Here is a 20,694-nt window from a genome sequence, read left to right as displayed (position 1 = left end):
ATGACAGTCACCCGACCGGAGACCTCCGGTGACGTGCCCGGGGCGGAAGGCACCGGCAGGAAGCGCGGGCCCCGCAGGTCCGGCAGGGGCGGACCCCCGTCCGGCGCCCCGGCCCGACGACGCCTGGACCTGCGCGAACGGCCCGAACTCGTTCTGGTACCCGGGGTGTTCGTGGTGGTCGTGCTGGTGTGGGAGTTCGCCCTGCGCCCCCTGGGCGTGGACGAGTACGTGCTCCCCCGGCCCTCGCGGATCGCCGACGCGCTGGTCACCCAGCTCGGCGACCCGATGTTCTGGACGCACTTCCAGGTGACCGTCCAGGAGTCCCTGATCGGCTACCTGCTGGGGGTCGCCACCGCACTCCTGCTGGGCACCGCCATCTCCCAGATACGTCTGGTGGAGCGGACGTTCATGCCGTACATCGTGGCCTTCCAGACCGTTCCGAAGGTGGCCCTGGCGCCGCTGTTCGTGGTCTGGTTCGGCTTCGGGATGACCAGCAAGATCGTGATGGCGGCGGTCATCGCCTTCTTCCCGATGCTGGTCAACGTCATCGAGGGGCTGCGGTCCGCCGACGCCGACCGCATCCAGATGCTCAAGGTCTTCGGCGCCGGACGGTTCCAGGTCTTCCGCATGGTGCGGCTGCCCAGCGCGCTGCCGTTCATCTTCGCCGGCCTCGACATCGGGATCGTCTTCGCCATCCTGGGCGCGGTGGTCGGCGAGTTCATCGGCGCCAAGGAGGGGCTGGGCTACCTGCTCCTCCAGACCAACTACAACTTCGACATCGCCGGCATGTTCGCGGTGCTGATCGTGCTCTCCGCCCTCGGCCTGGTGGCCCACTTCCTCATCCGCCTGCTGCAACGGCGGATCGCCTTCTGGGCCGAGGAGAACCGGGTGGTGGCCTCGTGACCGCCGACCCGCACCGTTTCGACGGCCGTACCGCCCTGGTCACCGGGGCCGCCCAGGGCATCGGCGCCCGGGTGGCCCGGCTGCTGGCCGACCGGGGCTGCGCGGTGGCCGGCGCGGACCGGGCCGACCCGGCCGACTGGTCACCGCCCCCGGGCGCCGGGCACACCGCCCACCGGGTGGACGTGACCCGGACCGCCGACTGCCAACGGCTGGTGGCGGAGGTGACCTCCGCCCACGGGCGGCTGGACCACCTGGTGCACTGCGCGGGGATCGTACGCCGGGGGCCGGCCGCCACCACCTCGGACGCCGACTTCACCGAGGTACTGGACGTCAACCTCACCGGCACCTTCAAGGTCACCCGGGCCGCCCACCCGGCGCTGGTGGCCGCCCCGGAGGCGTCGGTGGTGACCCTGGGGTCCACCAACGGCCGGATCGCCGTGACCGGTTCGGTGGGCTACTGCGTCAGCAAGGCCGCCGTGATGCACCTGAGCCGGGTGCTGTCCCTGGAGTGGGCGGGCGACGGCATCCGGGTCAACTCCGTGGCCCCGACCATCGTGCCGACCGCGATGACAAGCGACGTGCGGGCCGACCCCGCGTACATGGCCGACAAGCTCGCCTCCATCCCGCTGGGCCGCCCGGTGACGGAGACCGAGGTGGCCGAGGCGGTCGTCTTCCTGCTGTCCCCCGCCTCCGCCATGACCACCGGCCAGGTGCTGTTCGTGGACGGCGGGGCCACCATCCACTGACGCCCAGGCGTCACCCGAGGAGAAGGACACCGATGAACCAGCCTGACACCACCCCCGTGTGGGAGGCGCTGGACCGGCACCTCGACGAGTTCGTCGAGGAACTCCAGAGCCTGTGCCGCATCCGTAGCCGTCGCCAGGAACCGGACCACATGCGCGAGACCGCCGACTTCCTCGCCGCCTCCCTGCGGCGCTGGGGCGGCACCGGCGAGGTGATCCCCTGGACCGACTCCCACCCGTACGTGCTGGGCGAGATCGCCGGCACCCCCGGGAGCCGCCGACTGCTGCACTTCAACCACTACGACGTGGAGGTGGAGCCCACCGGCGACGACGCGGAGTGGATCAGCCCCCCGTACGCGGCCGAGATCCACGACGGCTGGCTGTACGCGCGGGGCGTCGCCGACGACAAGGGCGCCCTGATGTCACGTATCCACGCCGCCGCAGCCTGGCGGCTGGCCGGTCTGGAACCCCCGGTCACCAGCCGCTACCTGATCGAGGGCAAGCAGTGGCTGCACAGTCCGGGGCTGGGCCCCTTCGTGGAGGCGCACGCCGACCGGGTGGCCGCCGACGCCGCCCTGTGGGAGAACTCCTGGACCGACGACCAGGGGCGACCGCTGCTGAAGCTGGGCGAGAAGGGCGTGCTGTACCTGCGGCTGACGGCCCACACGCTGCGGCGCGAACTCACCAGCCAGAACACCGCGTTGCTGCCCTCGGCCACCATCCGGCTGGCCGCCGCCCTGGCCAGCCTGCAACGCCCGGACGGCACCGTGCTGGTGGAGGGGTTCGCCGCCGACGCCCGCACCCCGACCGCCGAGGAGGAGGCGATGCTGCGCGCCCTGCCCTTCCCCGGGGAGTACGTCCGCGACCGGGCCGGGGTGGACGCCTTCCTCGGCGGGCTGGACGACGCCTCGGCCGCGGTGGCCATCCGTACCCGCCCCACCCTGACCGTGACCGGGATCGAGGGCGGGGACAACCGGGACGACGTGACCCTCGGCATCCCGGCCAGCGCCACCGCCAAGCTGGAGGTACGGCTGATCGCCGGCCAGGACCCGGAGAAGGTCACCACCCTGCTGCGGTCCCACCTGGACGCCCACGGCTTCGCCGACCTCGCCCTGGAGACCATGGCCACCAGCCGGCCCCACCTGACCGACCACCGGGAGGAGTTCGTCGGACTGGTGGCGGACGCCGCCCGCCGCGCGTACGGCACCGAACCCGTGGTCGAGCCCTTCACCCAGTGGATCGGCAACCAGGGCGTGCTGAGCGGCCGGCCCATCGTCGGCGTCGGGGTCTCCCGGGCCGACGCGGGCGTCGACGGGCCCAACGAACGCGTCAGCCTGGAGGACTACCGCGCCGGGGTGCGCCACGTCATCGAGGTGATGGCCGCGCTGGCCGCCGCCCCCGGGGGAGAGGCGGACCGGACATGACCACCGACCTCAAGGGCTCCTCCGTGCGCGGCTACCTCGACCTCCCGTGGGGGCAGGTGCACTACCGCCGGGCCGGCTCCCCCGACGACCCGCAACTGCTGATGCTGCACCAGTCACCCCTGTCCTCGGCGACCTACGAACCGGTGCTCCAGCCCCTCGCCGACCGGGGGGTGGGCGCGATCGCGGTGGACACCCCCGGGTTCGGGATGTCCGACCCGGCACCCGAACCGTGGTCCGTGGAGCGGTACGCCCGGGCGGTCTGGCAGATCGCCGACGCCCTGGGCCTGGACCGGATCCACCTGCTCGGCCAGCACACCGGCGCCGTCTTCGCCCTGGAGGCCGCGCGCCAGCGGCCGGAGCGGGTGCGGGGCCTGGTGTTCCAGGGCATCCCCGTCTACTCCGACGAGGAACGCGCCGCCAAGGCCGCCTCCTACGCCCCGGGTTACGTCCTGGACGACGAGGGCGGGCACCTGCGGACCATCTGGGAACGGGTGCGGTGGCTGTACCCGACCATCGGCGCCGACTCCGCGAGCCGGCAGGTCGCCGAGTACCTCAGCGTCGGCCCCGACTACGGCGTGGCCTACCGCGCGGTGTTCGACCACCGTCCGCGTACCGAGGAGATCGCCGACCTGCCACTGCTGTTGTGCCACGGCAGCGAGGACGTACTGAACCGTATGAACGCCGAGGTGAAGCGGGCGTTCCCGCACGCGCCCCTGGTGGTGATCCCCGGCGGCACCGACTTCGTGGCCGAGGAGCGGCCCGAGGCGTTCGCCGAGGAGGTGGCACGGCACGTGCGGGACCACGCCGACGAGGAAGCCGGGAAAGCCCACGGGATCACGGAGGCGGACCCCGACGAGGGCGCCCACCTGTCGCGGGACCCCGACGGCTACCGGCCGCTGCACACCTCGCGGGTCACGGTCCGAGGTGGCCGCAGCGGCAGCGCCCGCTCGGAGACCGGCTCGCTGGACCTCGCCCTCCTGCGCCCCGCCGAACGGTCCGAGGGGCAGACCGGTACCGACCCCGAGGAGCTGTTCGCCGCCGGCTACGCCGCCTGCTTCCGCAGCGCCCTGGAGGCGGTCGCCCGCCGCGACCGCCGACCGTTGGGCGAGGCCACCGTCACCGCCGAGGTCACCCTCGGCACGGTGGCCACCGCCTACGGACTCGGGGTGACCCTGACCGTCGACGCCGAGTCCCCCACCGACCGACTGGCCGAACTGGTGGAGCGGGCGCACCGGGTGTGTCCGTACTCCCGCGCCGTGCGCGGCAACATACGGGTGACCACCCGGGTACGGGGCGGGGGCTGAGGCGCCCGCTCCGCACCCTCCCCCACCACCGGCCGCCCGTCGGCCCCCGAACACCGAGGTCGCAGATGATCACCGAAGACGTCAACGCCCCCGCCACGCAGACCCGTTCGACCATCGGACGTGCCGTCAGCGTGATCGACGCCGTGGCCCGGTCCCCGCACTCCAGCGGGGTCTCCAGCGTCGCGCGGGAGACCGGTCTGTCCAAGGCGGTCACCCACCGGATCCTCCGGGAACTGGTGGCCTGCCAGTTCCTGGGGTTCGACGAGGAGAGCAAGCTCTACCGCCTGGGCCCCGGCGCGCTCAGCATCGGGCTCGCCGCCGTACGGGAGCTGGACATCCCGGCGGTCGCCCACCGGCACCTGGCGTACCTGACCGAACGCACCGGCCAGACCAGCACCCTGTCGATCCGCCAGGGATGGTCCCGGGTCTACGCCGACCAGGTGCTCTCCCACCACGAGATAAGGATGTCGGTCGCCCTGGGCACCACCCACCCCCTGCACGCCGGCTCCTCCTCCAAGGCCATCCTGGCCGCGATGCCGGACTCGGAGATCGCCGACTACATCGCCCACCACCGGTTGGACAGCGTCACCGAGGCCACCATCACCTCCTCCTCCGCCCTGTGGGAGGACATCGCCCGCATCCGTGAGCTGGGCTACGCCTCCAGCCTCGGCGAACGCCAGGTCGCGGCGGCCAGCGTCGCGGCGGCGGTGTACGGGGTCACCGGACAGGTCGTCGGATCGATCTCGGTGTGCGGCACCAAGGAGCTGTTCCAGAGCGACGAACGCCACCTGATGGGCCGGGCGGTCGCCCGCGCGGCCCGCGAGGTGTCCGCGGACCTGGGCGCGGGTTCCCTCGCCCCCGACAGTGAGGAGGATCCGACGTGAAGCCACCCGTCACCCACGAGGCCGAGCCCGCCACCCGAGGACCGCTGGACGGACTGCGGGTGGTGGACGCCTCCACCATCCTCGCCGGCCCCCTGTGCGCCCAGCTCCTGGGCGACTTCGGCGCCGACGTGATCAAGGTCGAACACCCGGTGGCCGGCGACGGTCTGCGGGGCCACGGCCCCAGCAAGGACGGCCACCCGCTGTGGTGGAAGGAGGTGTCACGGAACAAGCGGACCGTGGGGCTGAGCCTCTCCGACCCGGAGGGCGCCGACCTCTTCCGTCGCCTGGTCGCCACCGCCGACGTACTGGTGGAGAACTTCCGCCCCGGCACCCTGGAGCGGTGGGGGCTGGCCCCCGAGCGGCTGGCGGGCGACAACCCGGGACTGGTCACCGTACGGATCACCGGCTTCGGCCAGCACGGGCCCTACGCCTCCCGCGCCGGATTCGGCACCCTCGCCGAGGCGATGAGCGGCTTCGCCCACCTGACCGGCGAGGCCGACGGGCCGCCCACCCTCCCGGCCTTCGGCCTGGCCGACAGCGTCTGCGGGGTCGCCGCCTCCTCGGCCGCGGTGATGGCGCTCTACGCCCGTGAGCGGGACCCCGAGCGCCGGGGCCAGGTGATCGACATGAGCCTGCTGGAACCCCTGATGACCGCCGTCGGCCCGTCCCCGACCGTCTACCAGCAGCTGGGCGAGGTCGGCCAGCGCCACGGCAACCGCTCCACCAACAACGCGCCCCGCAACACCTACCGCACCCGGGACGGCCACTGGGTGGCGGTCTCCACCAGCGCCCAGGCGATCGCGGAACGGGTGATGCGACTGGTCGGCCGCCCGGACCTGGTGGACCGGCCGTGGTTCGCCACCGGCGGCGGACGGGCCGCCCACGCCGACCAGTTGGACGCCCCGGTGGCCGACTGGATCGGCGCGCGCACCCGCGAGGAGGTGGTCGCCGGCTTCACCGGGGCCGGAGCCGCCGTCGCCCCGATCTACGACGCCCGTGACCTGGTGTCGGACCCGCACGTCCGGGAGACCAGGATGCTCACCGAGGTGCCGGACGAGGACCTGGGGCCGCTGCTGATGCACAACGTCATGTGGCGCATGTCCCGCTCGCCGGGGTCGATCCGCTTCACCGGCCGGCCGTTGGGCGCCGACACCGACGAGGTGCTGGTCAAGGAACTCGGCGTGGACCAGGACGAGTTGGCCCGACTTCGCGAACGGCACGTCGTCACCTGAACCGGCTTCGCCCTCCCCGTCCGGCTCCGCCCCGGCGACCGGACATCCCCAACGACGAGAACGGATCCGCCCGTGCGCAGTACCACCACCTCCGTCGACCCACCGGCCAGCGCCCCGACCGCCGCTCCCACCCACCGTGACCCGCTGCTCGACGTGGTGCGCGCGGGGCTGCGGGTGTACGACCTCGGCCGTCAGCTGACCGTCGGGATGCCCCAGTCCCCCAACCACCCCGCCTACTGGCACACCCTGCCGCGCCGCCACGGCGACCGGGTACGCGAGGACGGTGGCTCCGCCGCCAACGACATGCTGGTCATGGGCACCCATGTCGGCACGCACATCGACGCCCTCGCCCACGTGTCGCACAACGGCCTGCTGCACGGCGGCGTGGACGCGGCCCAGGCCGGCGCGGGCGGGCGGTACGCGCAACTGGGCGTGCACACCATCGCGCCGATGGTGCGGCGCGGGGTGCTGCTGGACGTGCCCGCCGTCCTCGGCGAACCCTGCCCGCCCGACTACGAGATCACCCCCGACGACCTGGACGCGGCCGAACGCGGCCAGGGCACCCCGGTGGGCGAGGGGGACGTGGTCCTGGTCCGCAGCGGCTGGGGCCGGCACTTCGACCACCCCGACCGCTCGGTGTACCCCGGGGCGGACACCGGTGTGCCCGGGGTCGGCGAGGCCGGCGCCCGCTGGCTGGCCGAGCGACGGGTGCACGCGGCGGGGGCGGACACCATCGCCTTCGAGCACCTGTCGCCGGGTCGGGGCCACGCCTACCTGCCCGCCCACCGGGTGCTGCTGGTGGAGGCCGGCATCTACCTGGTGGAGACCATGAACCTGGAGGAGGTCGCCGCCCACCGGGTGCGCGAGTTCACCTTCGTCCTGGCCCCGCTGCCGCTCTACGGGGCCACCGGGTCGCCGGTCCGCCCGCTGGCCCTGGTCCCCGGGCACAGCGCCCCCAACGGCCACAGCGTCCCCAGCGCCGCCGACACCCCCGCCCCGGACACCGACGGCGGCCACCATGGCTGAACGCACCCTCGCCGACGAGTTGGCGGCCTTCGCCACCGGCACCCGGGCCACCGACCTTCCCGCCGAGGTGGTACACGACATCGGCGGCCGGGTCCTGGACGTGCTGGGGCTGTGTGTGGCCGCGCGCCACCTGCCCACCAGCCGGGCCGTGGTGGACCTGGTCGCGGAGCAGGGCGGCGCGGAGCAGGCCCGTGTGGTCGGCTTCGCCCTCCCCCGCGTACCGGCCGCGCAGGCGGCCCTGGCCAACGGGGTGCTGGCGCACTCGCTGGACTTCGACGACACCCACCTGCCGTCGGTCCTGCATCCCAGCGCCTCGGTGGTGCCCGCCACCCTGGCGGCGGCCGAACTGGCCGGCGCCGACGGCGCCCAGACCGTCCGGGCCACCGCTCTCGGACTGGAGGTGGCGGTGCGTCTGGGCATGGCCGGCTACGACCGGCGGGCCGGCAACTCCACCTTCTTCGAGCACGGCCAGCACGCCACCTCCATCTGCGGCACCCTCGGCGGCGCCGTCGCCGCCGCCGTACTGCTGGGCCTGGACCACGAAGGCGTACGGGACGCGCTGGGACTGGCCGCCTCCACCGCCTCGGGCATCATCGAGTCCAACCGGACGGGCGGCACCGTCAAACGGCTGCACTGCGGCTGGGCCGCCCACGCCGCCGTCACCGCCGCGCAGTTGGCCGCCCGGGGCCTGACCGGTCCGCCGACCGTGCTGGAGGGCAGGTTCGGCTTCTTCCAGGCCTTCCTGCACGGCAACTACTCCCCCACCGAGATCACCGAGGACCTCGGCACCCGGTGGGCGGCCCCGGAGATCTTCCACAAGCCCTACCCGGCCAACCACTTCACCCACGCCGCCGTGGACGCCGCCCTGGAACTGCGCGCCCGGGGCCTGGTCCCAGAACGGGTGGCCAGCGCCGTACTGGGGGTCCCGGCGCCGGTGCTGCGCACCGTCGGCGAACCCATCGAGCAGAAGCGCGCGCCCGAGACCGGCTACCAGGCCCAGTTCAGCGGGCCGTACGCACTGGCGGCGGCCCTCTGCGGCCCGGGCAACGGGCTGGGCGTCACCCTCGCCGACTACACCGACGAGCTGGCCCGCGACCCCGGGCGCCGTGCCCTGATGGCCCGGGTCGAGGTGGTCGCGGACCCCCGGGCGACCGAGGTGTTCCCCCGCCAGTTCCCGGCCACGCTCACCGTGCGGGACACCGACGGCGAGGTCTGGTACGCGGAGGTGCTCGCCAACCGGGGCGGGCCCCAACGCCCCCTCAGCGCCGAGGAGCTGGGCCTGAAGTTCCAGGACAACGTGTCCGGCGCGCTGGACGCCGACCGTGCCGGCGCGGTACGCGCCGCCGCCGCGCGGCTGGCCGAACTCCCCGACCTCGCCCCCCTGTTGGACCCCTGCCGCCCCCCTGCGAACCCACCCCGCGCCAGCGATCACGCGGCACCGTACGAAGGTAGGTAACCCTCATGTCCACACAGCACTACGACCTGCTGGTGAAGAACGCCCGGGTGGTCGACCCCGGCCAGGACGAGCCCCGCGAGGCCGACATCGCCGTACGCGACGGGGTGGTGGCCGCCGTCGAGCCCGGGCTGCCGGCCGAACACGCCGACCGGGTCGTGGACGCGACCGGACGGCTGGCGTTCCCCGGGGTGGTCGACGGCCACCAGCACTGGGGCATCTACCACGACCTGTCGCGGGACGCCGCCGTGGAGAGCCGGGCCTGTGCCCAGGGCGGGGTGACCACGGCCCTGTCCTACATGCGCACCGGCCAGTACTACCTCAACCGGGGCGGACCGTACCGGGAGTTCTTCCCCGAGGTCCTCGCCGCCACCGAGGGCCGGCCCCACGTCGACTACGCGTACCACCTCGCGCCGATGAGCCGGGAACACATCAGCGAGATACCCGAGCTGATCGAACGGTTCGGGGTGACCTCCTTCAAGGTCTTCATGTTCTACGGCAGCCACGGCCTGCACGGCCGCTCCTCCGACCAGAACTCGTTCCTGATGACCCCCGAGGGCGAGCGCTACGACTACGCCCACTTCGAGTTCGTGATGCGCGGCATCCAACAGGCCCGGCAGCGGTTCCCCGAACTGGCCGACCGGATCTCCCTGTCCCTGCACTGCGAGACGGCCGAGATCATGACCGCCTACAGCCAACTGGTCGAGGAGGCCGGCGAGTTGAGCGGCCTGGCCGCCTACAGCGCCTCCCGGCCCCCGCACTCCGAGGGCCTGGCCGTCTCGATCGCCTCCTACCTCGCCCACGAGACCGAACTGCCCACCATCAACCTGCTGCACCTCAGCTCCCGCAAGGCCCTGGACGCGGCGGTCCGCATGTCCCGCGCCTTCCCGCACATCGACTTCCGCCGGGAGGTCACCGTCGGGCACCTGCTGGCGGACATCGACACCGCGAGCGGGATCGGCGGCAAGGTCAACCCACCGCTGCGGCCCCGCGAGGACGTGGAGGCGCTCTGGGAATACGTGCTGGACGGCACCGTCGACTGGGTGGTCAGCGACCACGCCTGCTGCCGCGAGGAGCTGAAGTTCGGCACCCCCAAGGACGACGTGTTCCTCGCCCGGTCCGGCTTCGGCGGAGCCGAGTACCTGCTGCCCGGCCTCATCACCGAGGGCCGGCCCCGGGGGCTGTCCTGGGGGCGCATCGCCGCTCTCAGCAGCGCCAACCCCGCCCGGCGGTACGGCCTGGAGACCAAGGGCGACCTCGGCGTGGGCAAGGACGCCGACTTCTGCCTGGTCGACCCCGACCGCACCTGGACCGTGCGCGCCGCCGACTCCGAGTCCTCCCAGGAGTACACCCCCTTCGAGGGCTTCGAGCTGACCGCCCAGGTCACCGACACCTTCCTGCGCGGCCACCACGTGCTGCGGGACGGCAAGGTCCAGGGCGACCCGCTCGGCGCGTACGTCCCCCGGGGGGTGCGGTCCCGATGAGCGGGGTGGTGCCGTCCCCGGTGCGCAGCGCCCTGTACGTACCGGGGGACCGGCCGGAGATGCTGGCCCGCGCGGAACAGCGGGGCGCCGACGCGCTGATCCTCGACCTGGAGGACGCCGTGGCCCCCGCCCGCAAGGAGGTGGCCCGCGCCACGGTGGTCGACTGGCTGGCCGGGCTCACCCACCGGCCCCGGCCCCGGGTGTGGGTACGGGTCAACCCCGGCGCAGCGGGCACGGCGGACCTCGCCGCCCTGGCCGGGCTGCCGTGGGACGGCGTCCTGCTGGCCAAGGCGGAGTCGGCCCGACAGGTCACCGAGGCGTACCACCTGCTGGGCCGGGGCTCCCACGGTCCCCCACCGGTGCTGTGCCCGGTGCTGGAGAGCCCCTCGGCCGTGGCCGCCGCCGAGGAGATCGCCCGGGCCCCCGGGGTGGCCCGGCTCCACCTCGGGGAGGCCGACCTCTGCGCCGAGTTGGGGGTGGACCCGGGGCCGGAGGGGCTGGAACTGCTGTGGATACGGTCCCGGCTGGTGCTGGTCTGCGCGGCGGCCGGGCTGGCCCCGCCCCTGGCCCCGGCGTTCACCGACCTCGCCGACCCCGAGCGACTGCGCGCCACCACCCGGCGGTTCGCGCGCCTGGGTTTCCGGGGGCGCACCTGTGTCCACCCGGCCCAGGTACCGGTCGTCAACGAGGTCTTCACCCCCGACGCCGAGGAGGTCGCCGAGGCCCGCGCGCTGGTGCGCCGCTTCGAGGAAGCCGGAAGCGGCGTCCTGGTCGACGACCGGGGCCGGATGGTGGACGAGGCGGTGGTACGGCGGGCCCGCGCGGTCCTGCGTACGGCCGAGGTCGCCGGCTTCTCCCCGGAGGACCACCCCGTCGCCCCCGCCCACCCCTGACCCGCCCGAGGGGGTCAACCACCGGACGGTGCCCGGTGGTTGACCTCTCTCCGTCGGAGGGGGCCCGTGCCCCCCCGCCCCCGGTGAGGGGGCCGTAGTCTGACGGCGACCATCCAGGGCACCCGGTGAGGACGGCCATGCACCCCGAAGTCGAGCAGGTCCTGCACCACGGTCCCGGTGACCACCCGGTCCTGGCGGAACGGGTCGCGGCGCTGTCCGACGAGACGCTCCTGTGGGAGCTGATGAGCGCCTACAACTGGGACGAGGGCTTCACCGTGCCCCTCGCCGTGGTGCGCCACCCCCGCTGTGACCGCGCCCTGGCGCTGCGGATGTTCTGGGAGCTGGACGACACGGCGCGCCTGCACCTGTCGGACGAGGCGGGAGCGCTGCGGGAGGCGTACTCGGTCGAGGCCCGACACCAGCCGGAGGAGTTCGCCGTCCTGGTCGCCTACTGCACCACCCTGGTCGAGGGCCTGCGGCACGGCACCTTCCCGGTCGCCCGCAACTCCTTCGACACGGGCTACCACGCCCTCGACGACCCCGGCCTGAGCGACCGTCAGCGCACCCTGCGCGCCGCCCGCACCCGCAGGGCACGCCAGGAGTTCGAGGACGCCTTCCTCCACCCCGTGGTCGCTCACCCTCCCGGCCCGGGCGACCGCTGACGGGTACGGGGACGCCGGGGTCACCGGATCAGCAGGGCACCGTCCCAGGAGGTGGCCGGGGGCTGGCCGGTGGCGTAGGAGTGCAGGGCCAGGGCGATGCCGGCGGCCCCCTCCAGGAAGCCGGGGCGGTCCAGGTCGCGGGGGGCGAGGTGGTGGTGGTAGCGGTAGCCGAAGGGGGCCTCGGGGTCGAAGCCTTCCACCACCCGCCCGGCGAGGTCGTCGACCAGGGGCCGGTAGGCGGGGTCACCGCTGTCCTGCTCCGTCCGCTGGGCCAGGTGCAGCAGCCCGGCCCAGCCGTGGCAGAGGGCCGAGTCGACGGTGCCTTTTTCGGTGGCCGCCGAGAGCGCTCCGTGCAGCGCGGTGTGCGCCTCCTCCCGCCAGTCCGCCCGGTCCAGGGCGGCGCCGGCGAGGTAGACGGCGCGGGCGGTGCCGGCCGCTCCGTAGCACCAGGAGTCCCGTCCACGTCCGTGCGGTTGGCCACTGGCGAGGTGCTCCCGGTTCATCAGGTGCGGCCACCGGGGGCCGGTCCCGTCGGTGACCCGCCAGCGGGTGAGCAGGCCCATCATCCGCTCGATGGCCTCGTCCTGCCGGTCCACCCGTACCCCCGCCCGCCAGGCGAGGGACAGCAGGGCGAGCGGGCCGCAGACACCGTGCGCCAGGCCGAGGTTGACGTGCTCGTCGAGTCCGTACTCCAGTCCCTCGGTGATCCACCACACCGGGCGCCGGACGCCCTCCCACTCGACGTCGTCGGCGGTGGCCGTGGCCACCAGGGACTCCAGTACGTCCCGGAGGGCGGGCTCGACCGTGGCGCGTGCCTCCTCGCCGCCGTGCTCGTACCGCGCCAGCAGGTAGCGGCCGACACCCGCCGTGCCGTCCAGCACGTCGTAGCGGGTCCAGGCGCCGACCGGCCGGCCGGCGAGCGCGCGTTCCCGGTCCTCCCGCGCCCGGCCCCGGGCGTGACCGGTGATGTGCGCGTCCAGGCCGGCGAGCATGGTGCCGTAGCCACCGAAGCCGGTGGCGGCGGTGTGGCCGGCGAAGGCCAGGGCCACCATGCCGCCGTACAGGGACTGCGGCAGCAGCGCGATGCCGCTGGCGAGCCCGGCCGTCAGATAGGCGTGCGCCCGGCCGCGCATCTCGGGCTCCTGGGCGGCCAACTCCGCGAACAGCAGGGCGACTCCGGGGTACCCGTCGGACAGCAGCAGCGGGTTCCAGACGGGCTGGGGGTTGCCCGGGTAGCGCAGGAGGTTGTCCGGGGCTTGGGCGGTTCCGGCGACGTCCTCCGGGTCGGCCAGCCGGTCGGCGACCTCGCGCACGACCTCGGCCGCCCGCTCCCGGTGGGTGGGTCGGTCAGTCACCGCCCGTCGAAGGGTCGGTGTCGCCGGGCGGTTCCCCGTCGACGTGGGTGCCGGTGTCGAGTCGGGTGACGGCACGGAAGCTCTCCAGTTCCTCCAGCAGGGCGCGGACCTCGTCGCGCAGGGGTTGGGGCAGGCCGCTCACCGTGACGCTCTCGCCGGCGTTCAGGCGGTCCAGTACGGCGAGGGCCTCGGGGCCGGCCCGGCCGGCGGAGACGTTGCCGTTGGCGCCGTACCGTCGGGGGCCGTCGCCGGGGGCCACCAGCAGGGGCGCGCAGGCGCGGACCGGGGTGGCCTCGTCCAGCGGGGGCGGTGCGGCGGGTGGAGGGGTCGGCCAGAAGCCGCCGCCGGTCCTCACCCTCAGCGCCAGGGCGGTGGCCCGGTCCTGGAACGGCTCCTCGGACAGTTCCCGGCTGAAGGCGTCCACGGCGTCGGCCAGCGCGGTGGGCAGTTCGCCCGACAGTCGTCCGTCGGGGCCGGCGTCCGGGGTGAACAGCGGTGCCGAGGCGGTCGGCCGGGTTCCCCGGAACAGGTCCTTGATCTCGTAGTACGGCCGGTGCTCGCGCCGGGGGACGCCGACGTTGACGCTGGTGGCCGGTTCCCGGCCGGCGCTCTCCCCGACGTGGTAGTAGCGCGAGGGCCAGTACAGCAGGTCCCCGGGCCCGACCTCGACGACGAAGGAGGAGTCCAGGTAGGGCCGGTAGTCCAGGACCGTGTGCACCGGCTCGGACCAGGGGCGTTCGGCCCAGAACCGCATCCGCTTGGTGCCGCGCACACAGAACATGAAGGTGGAGAACCGGTCCTGGTGGACGCCCACGGGGCTGTGCTCGTACGACCCGTGGAACAGGGTGGAGCCGACGCTGTGGGTCGGCTGCCCCACCCGCTCCCACAGCCCGGAGTAGAACTGCCTGGCCCGCCGCCACACCGGGTGCGAGAAGGCGTGGAACCGGTGGACCACCAGGGCGTAGCGCTGGCCGTCCAACCGCTGGTCCATGCGCCGCTCGTAGCCCTCGAACGAACCGTCGGAGAGTTCCGGCAGGTAGTCGCGCGGACGGGTCTGCTGCCGCCGCTCCACCAGGAACTGGAGGTTGGTGGGGATGGCCAGCGGATGCGGTGGCCGGCTGCCCCGCACCGAGGCCTCGAAGACCTCCTCCTCGGCGAAGGGGCCACCGTCGACTCCCCGGTAGAGCACGGGTTCCCGGTCCCAGTACCGGCTGACGAAGGTGTCCCAGTCCCAGGAGGTCTCGGTGATCGGTGTCGTCTCGGTGACCGGTGTCATAGTGCCTCCCCCTCGACGAGGTCGATGCCGCGCAGCCGGTACAGCCTGTCCAGCAGGGCGAGCACACTTCTGTCGTTCCGGCTGTCGCCGGAGCCGTCGCCACCGAGGGCACGGCAGACCGAGGCCACGTCCGTCTCCCCTCCGTCGCCCAGGGCCGACCAGATCCGGTCACCGGCGGCGCCGGGCAGGGTGAAGACGTTGCCGTTGACCGCCCACACCTCGCGGCCGGGGCCGTCCGGCATCCGTACGATCTCGCCCACCCGGCGTATCCGCGCCTCCGGGGTCAGCGCGACCGCCTCGCGGGGTTCGGGGATCGGTTCGAGGCCGGCGGCCGACCGCAGCGCCGCCCACCGGACCCGCAGGGTCCTGCGCAGTTCCTCGCCCTCCACGACGGTACGGAGTTCCTCGCCCACCTCGGTCAGCCGGGGCAGCACCCCGCCCGGATCGTCGACACCGGAGCCGGGGTGGAAGGGGAAGTAGGGCACCGTCTCGTCGTTGCCCTGCCGGCCGTGGACCAGGTCGGCCAGCAGGTCCCGCAGTTCGGTGAACGGCAGCCGGCCGTCCACCGGTATCCGCAGGCGCAGGGCCACGCAGCGGTCCCGGTAGGTGTCCACGTGCCGGTGGTCGCCCGGCCAGTACAGCAGTTCCCCGGGGCCCGCGCTCAGGGTCCGCGCCCCCGCCGACTCCCGCTCCACGTCGGCGATCTCGGCGGGTGGGGGGCCGTGCCGCTCGTCCCACAGCCGTACGTCCAGCCGGCCCTGCAGCACCCAGGTGAGCGCCGCGTGGGTGGGCTCCTCCGCCGCCCCGACGTGCTGGGTGTACCGGTCTCCGGTGAGCACCTCGGTGACCACCGGGAGGTTGGGCCAGCCCACCTGTTCCCACAGTCCCCGGACCGTGTCCCGTACGGCGGCCCACAGCGCGTAGTCCAGCAGCAGCGGCTGTCGTACGGTCAACAGGTAGCCCTCGCCGGCCAGTTCGGTGTCCAACCGGTCGAGGTAGGCGTCCAGGTCCGGGTCCGAGGTGTGCGGCAGCAGGGTGCCCGGGGCGCGCAGCCAGCCGTCGCCGGCCAGGAAGCGGACGTCGGGCATCACCCAGAACCGGGTGCCGGCGCGGAACGGGGCGCAGGCCTCGACGTTCAGCGCGTGGATCCGTTCCCCGCTGACCGGTGGTGTGGCCCGGACCAGCGCCGGTTCGCTGGACCAGTACCGCCGGGCGAACGAGGTCCAGTCGAGGTCGGTGGCCGGACCGGCCTGTGTGGTGGGTGCGCTCATGATGCCTCCGCTTCGCTCCCCGCGAGGGGAAACCGTTGCCGGACGCGCTCGATGTGGTCCGCCAGGGGTTCCATGCCCATCCGGGCCCGCCGGTGGTCGACCCGCTCCGGTTCCGCGATCGGGCAGGGCACCAACCGTCCGTTCACCGGCTCGAACCTGGTCCCGTACCACTGAGGCTGCCCCTCGGCGAGACGCAGTTCGTCGGTGAGGTAGGCGACGTCGCGCCAGGGCAGGTCGCCGCCGGCGGCGCACTCGCGCATCAGCTCCAGGCAGCGCTGCCGAAACTCCAGGTGCTCGCGCGCGTGCTGGACGAGTCTGCTGGCCGCGCCGGCCGCCTCCGCCCCGACCATCCGGCGCCCCGGCCAGCCGTGCCGGTCCACGACCTCGGCAAGCCAGGCGATGCCGGCGTCGGTGAGGGTCCGCAGGCGCCGCTCGGCGGCGGTGTCGACCATGCCGCCCTCCGCCCAGGGGGTGCGGATCGCCCCGTCCAGCTGGTCCAGTCGCAGCAGTCTGCGCCGTACCTCACCGGCCGGAGCGGGTTCGGCGGGCTCCTCGGGCGCGTTCACCGGGTCGACGCGCACCCGCACCTTCTCCCGGTTCCACAGGTAGGTGATCCGCCGGCCCGCGCGGGGCCAGTCGAAGGCGACCTCGCCCTCTCCGGGGCTGTGCAGCCGCAGCCGTACCCCGGCCGCCTTGTCGGTGACGTCCAGTCGCGGTACGTCGTCGAAGACGTGCTCCACCGCGTCCCGCAGGGCCACCCCGAGGCCGGCGAGGTCGAGGTTCTCCGCCCGGAGCAGATGGGGCAACGGGGGCCAGCCGCCCTCCGGTTCGGGCCTGGCGGCGACCGGGCGGACGGTGAACCGCTCCGGTGGGGGCTCCACCTCCACCACCGGGCCCCCGTCCAGGGAGCGCGCGAAGTACGGCACGTCCATGCGGCGCAGCTGCGCGAGTTCGGCCCGGTCGAAGCGCACGTCGGGCTCGGCCGGTACGGGGGCGGCGCCCCCACCGGACAGCCAGCGGGGCACCAGGGCGTCGAAGTACCGGTAGGTGGGCTGGCGCAGTACCCGCACCCAGTGGTCGCCGGCCGTCGCGGCCAGGTGGGCGCTGATCGCCGCCCGTTGACGGCACATCAGGGTCCAGGCGTCGAACATGCCGCGCAGCATGGCCGGCAGGTAGGGGCCATACCCGGTGCGGCCCTCGGTGTCGGCGACGACGGTCCTGGTCTCGTCCCGGGCGTACGACCGGTGCCTGCGGTGGAGGCCCAGCTCGCCGGTCGGGCCGGTACGCCAGCAGACCGCCGGGCCCTCCGCGCTGCACCAGCGGGCGGTGGCCTCCAGGCCCACGTGGTGCTGGTCCACCTCGGCCGTCGGGTCGTGCAGCAGGCCGGTGTCGTAGAGGCGGGGGACCCGGCAGAAGTAGATCTCCAGGTCGATGGGGTACAGCAGCGGCTCGCTCTCGCCGGGCCGGCTGCCGGTCACCAGGTTGCTGCCGATCATGTCGGTGATGCCGAAGGCGAAGGTGGCGGCGGTCAGGGAACCGGCGCGGTGCCAGAAGCGCTCGGCCTCCCGGGGCGTCAGCACGGTGCCGGTCAGCCGCCACGGCCCCGAGGCGCGCAGCGTTCCCCACTGCGCGGGGGGCTCGATCCACTCCTGCCACAGGTAGCCGGGGTCCGAGCCGCGCCAGCAGCCGAGGACCGGGAGCCTGACCTCGCCGGAGGCCGGGGGCGCGTGGTTGAGCAGGTCGAACAGGGAGGCCGGGGTGTCGGTCGCCCTCCCGGAACCGTCCGGGAGATCCGACGCTGTCCCGGAACCGTCCGGGGGCGGGGCGGGGCTCGCGGTGAACAGCAGCTCGCCGGAGGCGGGGCGCGGCTTGTAGGCGACGCGTCCACCGCCCGCGCAGTCCAGGCGCAGGACGCGCTGGCGCCCGTTGTGGGTCTCCTCCCCGTGCGCCCAGAGCGCGACCACCGGGCCGGTGAACCTCGGGTCGCCGGGCCAACAGGTGCGCTTAGAGGAGGAGTTGACGGCCTCCGGGACGGTCCGCAGGTCCTGTCGCAGCCGTTCCAGAAAGAGGGTGAGGAAGGCCTCGTAGCGCTCGCCCCACTCCGGCACCCGCTTACGGGTGTGGTGGGGGCGCCCGGTGGCGCAGGCCACGAAGGCCTCGGAGACCACCGGTCCGAACAGGTCGGCGTTGGTGACGTCGAGGACGTCGGGTGCCAGGACCCGCGCGTACGTGTTCCGGGCGGTGCCGCACCAGCTGTCCAGCCGCTCCAGCAGGGTCAGCAGGGGCGCGAACCGCCGGTCCGTGAGCGCCCGGGCGACCAGGTCCGCGTCGGCCGCTCCGCTGAGCGAACGGTCGACCGTGACCGTTCCCTCGGGTCCGTCGGTGACCACGGGCGGGAACAGTTCGCCCGCCATCCCGTTCCGTACGGCGGCCACCAACCGCCGTACCACCGGGGGGAGTTCCGCGCCGGCACGTGGTTCGGTCCCACCGGCCGGGGCGCTCGCCCTCCAGAGCGGCTCGTTGTCCGCCCGCACGTCCGACAAGGCTGCCCCTCCAGGTTCGGGTGTCCTTCACGGCAGGGCACCCGGGGGCGCCGCCGGTCGGCGACGCCCCCGGTACGCCGTCAACAGCAGTACATGCCCGCGCAGGTACCACACGCGGTGCCGCTGCCCGAGTTCGTCGGCGAGGCCAACGGCGGGATCTCCTGCTCCAGGTCGCCGATGACGAGGTCGAACACCTCGTCAGCCTCGACCTCTGACGTGACCTTCTTCTCCTGGACTGCAGGCATGGGCTCGCTCCTTCCATGAGACGAAATCGCTTCTCAGTACAACTACAGGTAATGGGCATGTCAATACATTGCTCATGACTCCCGCGCACCGGACAGATGACCTTCCGTCAGCTGATGTCCTGTCAGCGGGCATGTGCCCAAGGCAAGTTGCCCCACTCACGACGGGCGCCCAGCCCCCCAGCGGTTCGCTCCCGCACAGCCCGCACCGACCCCGCCCCAGCCGGGCGGTCCGGCACCGGAAGCGCTCACCGGCGGGGAGCGAGGCCCCGGGGGCACCGCCCCTCCCCACTCCCCCGCCACACGCACCGCCCTCCAGCCGGGGACCGGCCCCCGACCAGTGGTGACCGGGTGCCCGTCGGGGCCGGGCAACTCCCGCCCCGACCCGTACCCGGCGCGCCCCACCGGGCGTCACCGACCCGCGCCCCCACCGGCGCCGGCCGTGACCACGGCACGGAAGGGCACGGCGAGCAGCAGTGCGATCGCGACCAGCAGACCGCTCGCCCACAGCGGCCCCACGGCGCCCGCCCCGGTGGTGAGGGTGGAGGCGGCGACCACGGGCCCCAGCACCGCGCCGACGTTGAGCGCGGCCGTGGCGTACGAACCGGCAATCGTGGGGGCTCCGGCCGCCTCGTACAGCACCCTCGTGATCAGGGTGCCGCCCAGCGCGAACGACAACGCCCCCTGGACGCCCACCCACAGCAGCAACGGCACGGGGCGTTCAGCCAGCAGCGCCAGGGCCGGCCAGCCCAGGAGCAGCGCGGGCCCGACGGCCGCCACCACCACGCCGGGGCGCCGGTCGGACATCCGGCCGGCGACGGTCACGCCCACCAGGGAACCGGCGCCGAAGAGCACCAGGGCCACCGGGACCCACAGGTCACCCAGCCCGGCGGTGCCGGTCACCACGGGCGCCAGAAAGGTCAGGCTGCCGAACGTCGCCGCGTTCACCAGCGCCGCGAGCAGCATCACCAGGGCCAGCCGTGGGTGGGCGAGTTGGGCCAGTTCGGTACGTCGGGCCGGTACGTCCCCCGTCTCGGCCCGGGTGGGGGGCGCCGGAAACGCGGTGAGAAGGCCGAGGGCCGGGGGCAGGCAGAGCGCGGCCACCGCCCAGAACGTGGCCCGCCACCCCAACAGGGTGCCCAGCAGGGCACCGCCGGGGACGCCGACGATCATGGCCACCGTCGTACCGGACAGCAGCACCGCCAGCGCGCGCCCCTTCCTGTCCGGCGCGACCAGGGTGGTGGCGGTGGTCAGGGCGACGGCGAGGAAGCCCGCGTTCGCCAGGGCGGCGAGGACCCGGCTGGCGAACAGTACGGTGAAGCTCGTGGTGACGGCGCCCACGACGTGGGCCGCCGCGAAGACCAGGACGAAGCCGAGGAGGCTGGCGCGTCGGGGCCAGTCACGGGCGAGCGCCGCCACCAGGGGCGCGCCGACGACCATGCCGATCGCGAACGCCGGGGTGAGCAGACCCACCGTCCCGACGGCGCGGCCGAGGTCCGAGGCGAGGTCCGGCACCAGGCCGGCGAGCATGAACTCCGAGGTGCCCATGGCGAACACGGCCAGGGCGAGCAGGTACAGCGGAAGGGGCATCGAGAGGCTCCGAGGTGAGGAGAGGCAGGAGGGTCATCCCGTCACCGCGGCCAGCTCGACAGCCCGTCACGCCCCGGCACGCGGAGCGTGCGGGGGCAGGGCTGCGACTCAGTGGTGGAGGGGGCTGACGGCGTGACCGAAAGCCCCCGACCTGTCTGACTCGGGACTCGACATGCCCCGCACGCTACCAAGCTGCCGCCGCCGGGCGGCTCCGAAGGGCCCCCGCACCGAGGAGTGCCGTCCACGCCTTTCCGCCCACCGACGAGAACGGACCTCGGGGCCCACCGCGGGGAGGCCCCCGGACAGCGCCCCCGAGGTCCCGCCCCGCTCCCTCGACGGCTCCCAGGAGAAACCGCACCAGAAGCCGGCCCCCTGGCCGGTACGACGGGGGCACCACCGGGCCTCCACG

17 protein-coding genes are annotated in these 20,694 nt (G+C 73.9%); 11 read left to right on the top strand and 6 right to left on the bottom strand.

The genetic code is table 11. The features are described from left to right. From ABZT14_RS18940 to ABZT14_RS18890, 11 genes are all read left to right on the top strand, one after another. Complete coding sequence (locus ABZT14_RS18940) at nt 1-903, top strand: ABC transporter permease (RefSeq protein WP_356303887.1); 903 nt, start codon at nt 1-3, stop codon at nt 901-903. After that, nucleotides 900-1,649: an SDR family oxidoreductase gene (locus ABZT14_RS18935; RefSeq protein ID WP_356303884.1), complete on the top strand. Its 750-nt coding sequence runs from the start codon at nt 900-902 to the stop codon at nt 1,647-1,649. Before ABZT14_RS18940 ends, ABZT14_RS18935 begins: the two co-directional genes overlap by 4 nt. 32 nt (nt 1,650-1,681) lie before the next feature. Continuing rightward, nucleotides 1,682-3,070, top strand: a complete 1,389-nt coding sequence (locus tag ABZT14_RS18930) for a M20/M25/M40 family metallo-hydrolase (protein WP_356303881.1) — start codon at nt 1,682-1,684, stop codon at nt 3,068-3,070. Next, nucleotides 3,067-4,374, top strand: a complete 1,308-nt coding sequence (locus ABZT14_RS18925) for an Ohr family peroxiredoxin (RefSeq protein ID WP_356303878.1) — start codon at nt 3,067-3,069, stop codon at nt 4,372-4,374. Before ABZT14_RS18930 ends, ABZT14_RS18925 begins: the two co-directional genes overlap by 4 nt. A 65-nt stretch (nt 4,375-4,439) precedes the next feature. Next, on the top strand, nt 4,440-5,258 hold the full coding sequence (locus ABZT14_RS18920) for an IclR family transcriptional regulator (protein ID WP_356303875.1): 819 nt from the start codon (nt 4,440-4,442) through the stop codon (nt 5,256-5,258). Then, nucleotides 5,255-6,490: a CoA transferase gene (locus ABZT14_RS18915; RefSeq protein ID WP_356303872.1), complete on the top strand. Its 1,236-nt coding sequence runs from the start codon at nt 5,255-5,257 to the stop codon at nt 6,488-6,490. Before ABZT14_RS18920 ends, ABZT14_RS18915 begins: the two co-directional genes overlap by 4 nt. Nucleotides 6,491-6,562: 72 nt before the next feature. Further along, nucleotides 6,563-7,516, top strand: coding sequence for a cyclase family protein (locus ABZT14_RS18910; protein ID WP_356303869.1), 954 nt, complete (start codon nt 6,563-6,565; stop codon nt 7,514-7,516). Beyond that, complete coding sequence (locus tag ABZT14_RS18905; RefSeq protein WP_356303866.1) at nt 7,509-8,972, top strand: MmgE/PrpD family protein; 1,464 nt, start codon at nt 7,509-7,511, stop codon at nt 8,970-8,972. The genes ABZT14_RS18910 and ABZT14_RS18905 overlap by 8 nt, the downstream gene beginning before the upstream one ends. Before the next feature lie 5 nt (nt 8,973-8,977). Beyond that, nucleotides 8,978-10,453 (top strand): dihydroorotase family protein, encoded by a 1,476-nt coding sequence (locus tag ABZT14_RS18900; protein ID WP_356303863.1) that lies wholly within the window; start codon nt 8,978-8,980, stop codon nt 10,451-10,453. Then, nucleotides 10,450-11,346 (top strand): CoA ester lyase, encoded by an 897-nt coding sequence (locus tag ABZT14_RS18895; protein WP_356303860.1) that lies wholly within the window; start codon nt 10,450-10,452, stop codon nt 11,344-11,346. The genes ABZT14_RS18900 and ABZT14_RS18895 overlap by 4 nt, the downstream gene beginning before the upstream one ends. 137 nt (nt 11,347-11,483) lie before the next feature. Further along, complete coding sequence (locus tag ABZT14_RS18890; RefSeq protein WP_356303857.1) at nt 11,484-12,008, top strand: DUF4274 domain-containing protein; 525 nt, start codon at nt 11,484-11,486, stop codon at nt 12,006-12,008. 20 nt (nt 12,009-12,028) lie between these two features. Here ABZT14_RS18890 and ABZT14_RS18885 read toward each other — a convergent pair whose 3' ends face one another. The 6 genes from ABZT14_RS18885 to ABZT14_RS18860 form a co-directional block, all read right to left on the bottom strand. Further along, entirely contained in the window at nt 12,029-13,363 is a 1,335-nt protein-coding gene (locus tag ABZT14_RS18885) for a lanthionine synthetase C family protein (RefSeq protein WP_356303854.1), read from the bottom strand. Then, nucleotides 13,356-14,639: a cupin domain-containing protein gene (locus tag ABZT14_RS18880; protein WP_356303850.1), complete on the bottom strand. Its 1,284-nt coding sequence runs from the start codon at nt 14,637-14,639 to the stop codon at nt 13,356-13,358. The genes ABZT14_RS18885 and ABZT14_RS18880 overlap by 8 nt, the downstream gene beginning before the upstream one ends. Further along, nucleotides 14,636-15,910, bottom strand: coding sequence for a hypothetical protein (locus tag ABZT14_RS18875; RefSeq protein ID WP_356303847.1), 1,275 nt, complete (start codon nt 15,908-15,910; stop codon nt 14,636-14,638). Before ABZT14_RS18875 ends, ABZT14_RS18880 begins: the two co-directional genes overlap by 4 nt. Beyond that, nucleotides 15,907-18,444 carry a DUF4135 domain-containing protein gene (locus ABZT14_RS18870; RefSeq protein ID WP_356304099.1) on the bottom strand — a complete coding sequence of 846 codons (2,538 nt, stop codon included), beginning with the start codon at nt 18,442-18,444 and terminating at the stop codon, nt 15,907-15,909. Before ABZT14_RS18870 ends, ABZT14_RS18875 begins: the two co-directional genes overlap by 4 nt. Before the next feature lie 89 nt (nt 18,445-18,533). Further along, nucleotides 18,534-18,698 (bottom strand): hypothetical protein, encoded by a 165-nt coding sequence (locus ABZT14_RS18865; RefSeq protein ID WP_356303844.1) that lies wholly within the window; start codon nt 18,696-18,698, stop codon nt 18,534-18,536. A 408-nt stretch (nt 18,699-19,106) separates the two neighbouring features. Continuing rightward, entirely contained in the window at nt 19,107-20,285 is a 1,179-nt protein-coding gene (locus tag ABZT14_RS18860; protein ID WP_356303841.1) for a Cmx/CmrA family chloramphenicol efflux MFS transporter, read from the bottom strand. Between the last annotated feature and the right edge of the window lie 409 nt (nt 20,286-20,694).

The sequence above is a fragment of the Streptomyces sp. NPDC005438 genome (assembly GCF_040606315.1).
Classification (GTDB): Bacteria; Actinomycetota; Actinomycetes; order Streptomycetales; family Streptomycetaceae; genus Streptomyces.
The sequence above is the reverse complement of the archived record's forward strand: the minus strand, read 5'-3'. Positions and strand labels throughout refer to the sequence as shown.

What these genes read in the sequence shown, in the direction of transcription:
- ABZT14_RS18930 (WP_356303881.1), top strand. Translation starts at nt 1,682, where the DNA reads ATGAACCAGCCTGACACCACCCCCGTGTGGGAGGCGCTGGACCGGCAC.
- ABZT14_RS18895 (WP_356303860.1), top strand. Translation starts at nt 10,450, where the DNA reads ATGAGCGGGGTGGTGCCGTCCCCGGTGCGCAGCGCCCTGTACGTACCG.
- ABZT14_RS18865 (WP_356303844.1), bottom strand. Translation starts at nt 18,698, where the DNA reads ATGCCTGCAGTCCAGGAGAAGAAGGTCACGTCAGAGGTCGAGGCTGAC.
- ABZT14_RS18925 (WP_356303878.1), top strand. Translation starts at nt 3,067, where the DNA reads ATGACCACCGACCTCAAGGGCTCCTCCGTGCGCGGCTACCTCGACCTC.
- ABZT14_RS18940 (WP_356303887.1), top strand. Translation starts at nt 1, where the DNA reads ATGACAGTCACCCGACCGGAGACCTCCGGTGACGTGCCCGGGGCGGAA.
- ABZT14_RS18860 (WP_356303841.1), bottom strand. Translation starts at nt 20,285, where the DNA reads ATGCCCCTTCCGCTGTACCTGCTCGCCCTGGCCGTGTTCGCCATGGGC.
- ABZT14_RS18905 (WP_356303866.1), top strand. Translation starts at nt 7,509, where the DNA reads ATGGCTGAACGCACCCTCGCCGACGAGTTGGCGGCCTTCGCCACCGGC.
- ABZT14_RS18890 (WP_356303857.1), top strand. Translation starts at nt 11,484, where the DNA reads ATGCACCCCGAAGTCGAGCAGGTCCTGCACCACGGTCCCGGTGACCAC.
- ABZT14_RS18880 (WP_356303850.1), bottom strand. Translation starts at nt 14,639, where the DNA reads ATGACACCGGTCACCGAGACGACACCGATCACCGAGACCTCCTGGGAC.
- ABZT14_RS18875 (WP_356303847.1), bottom strand. Translation starts at nt 15,910, where the DNA reads ATGAGCGCACCCACCACACAGGCCGGTCCGGCCACCGACCTCGACTGG.
- ABZT14_RS18900 (WP_356303863.1), top strand. Translation starts at nt 8,978, where the DNA reads ATGTCCACACAGCACTACGACCTGCTGGTGAAGAACGCCCGGGTGGTC.
- ABZT14_RS18920 (WP_356303875.1), top strand. Translation starts at nt 4,440, where the DNA reads ATGATCACCGAAGACGTCAACGCCCCCGCCACGCAGACCCGTTCGACC.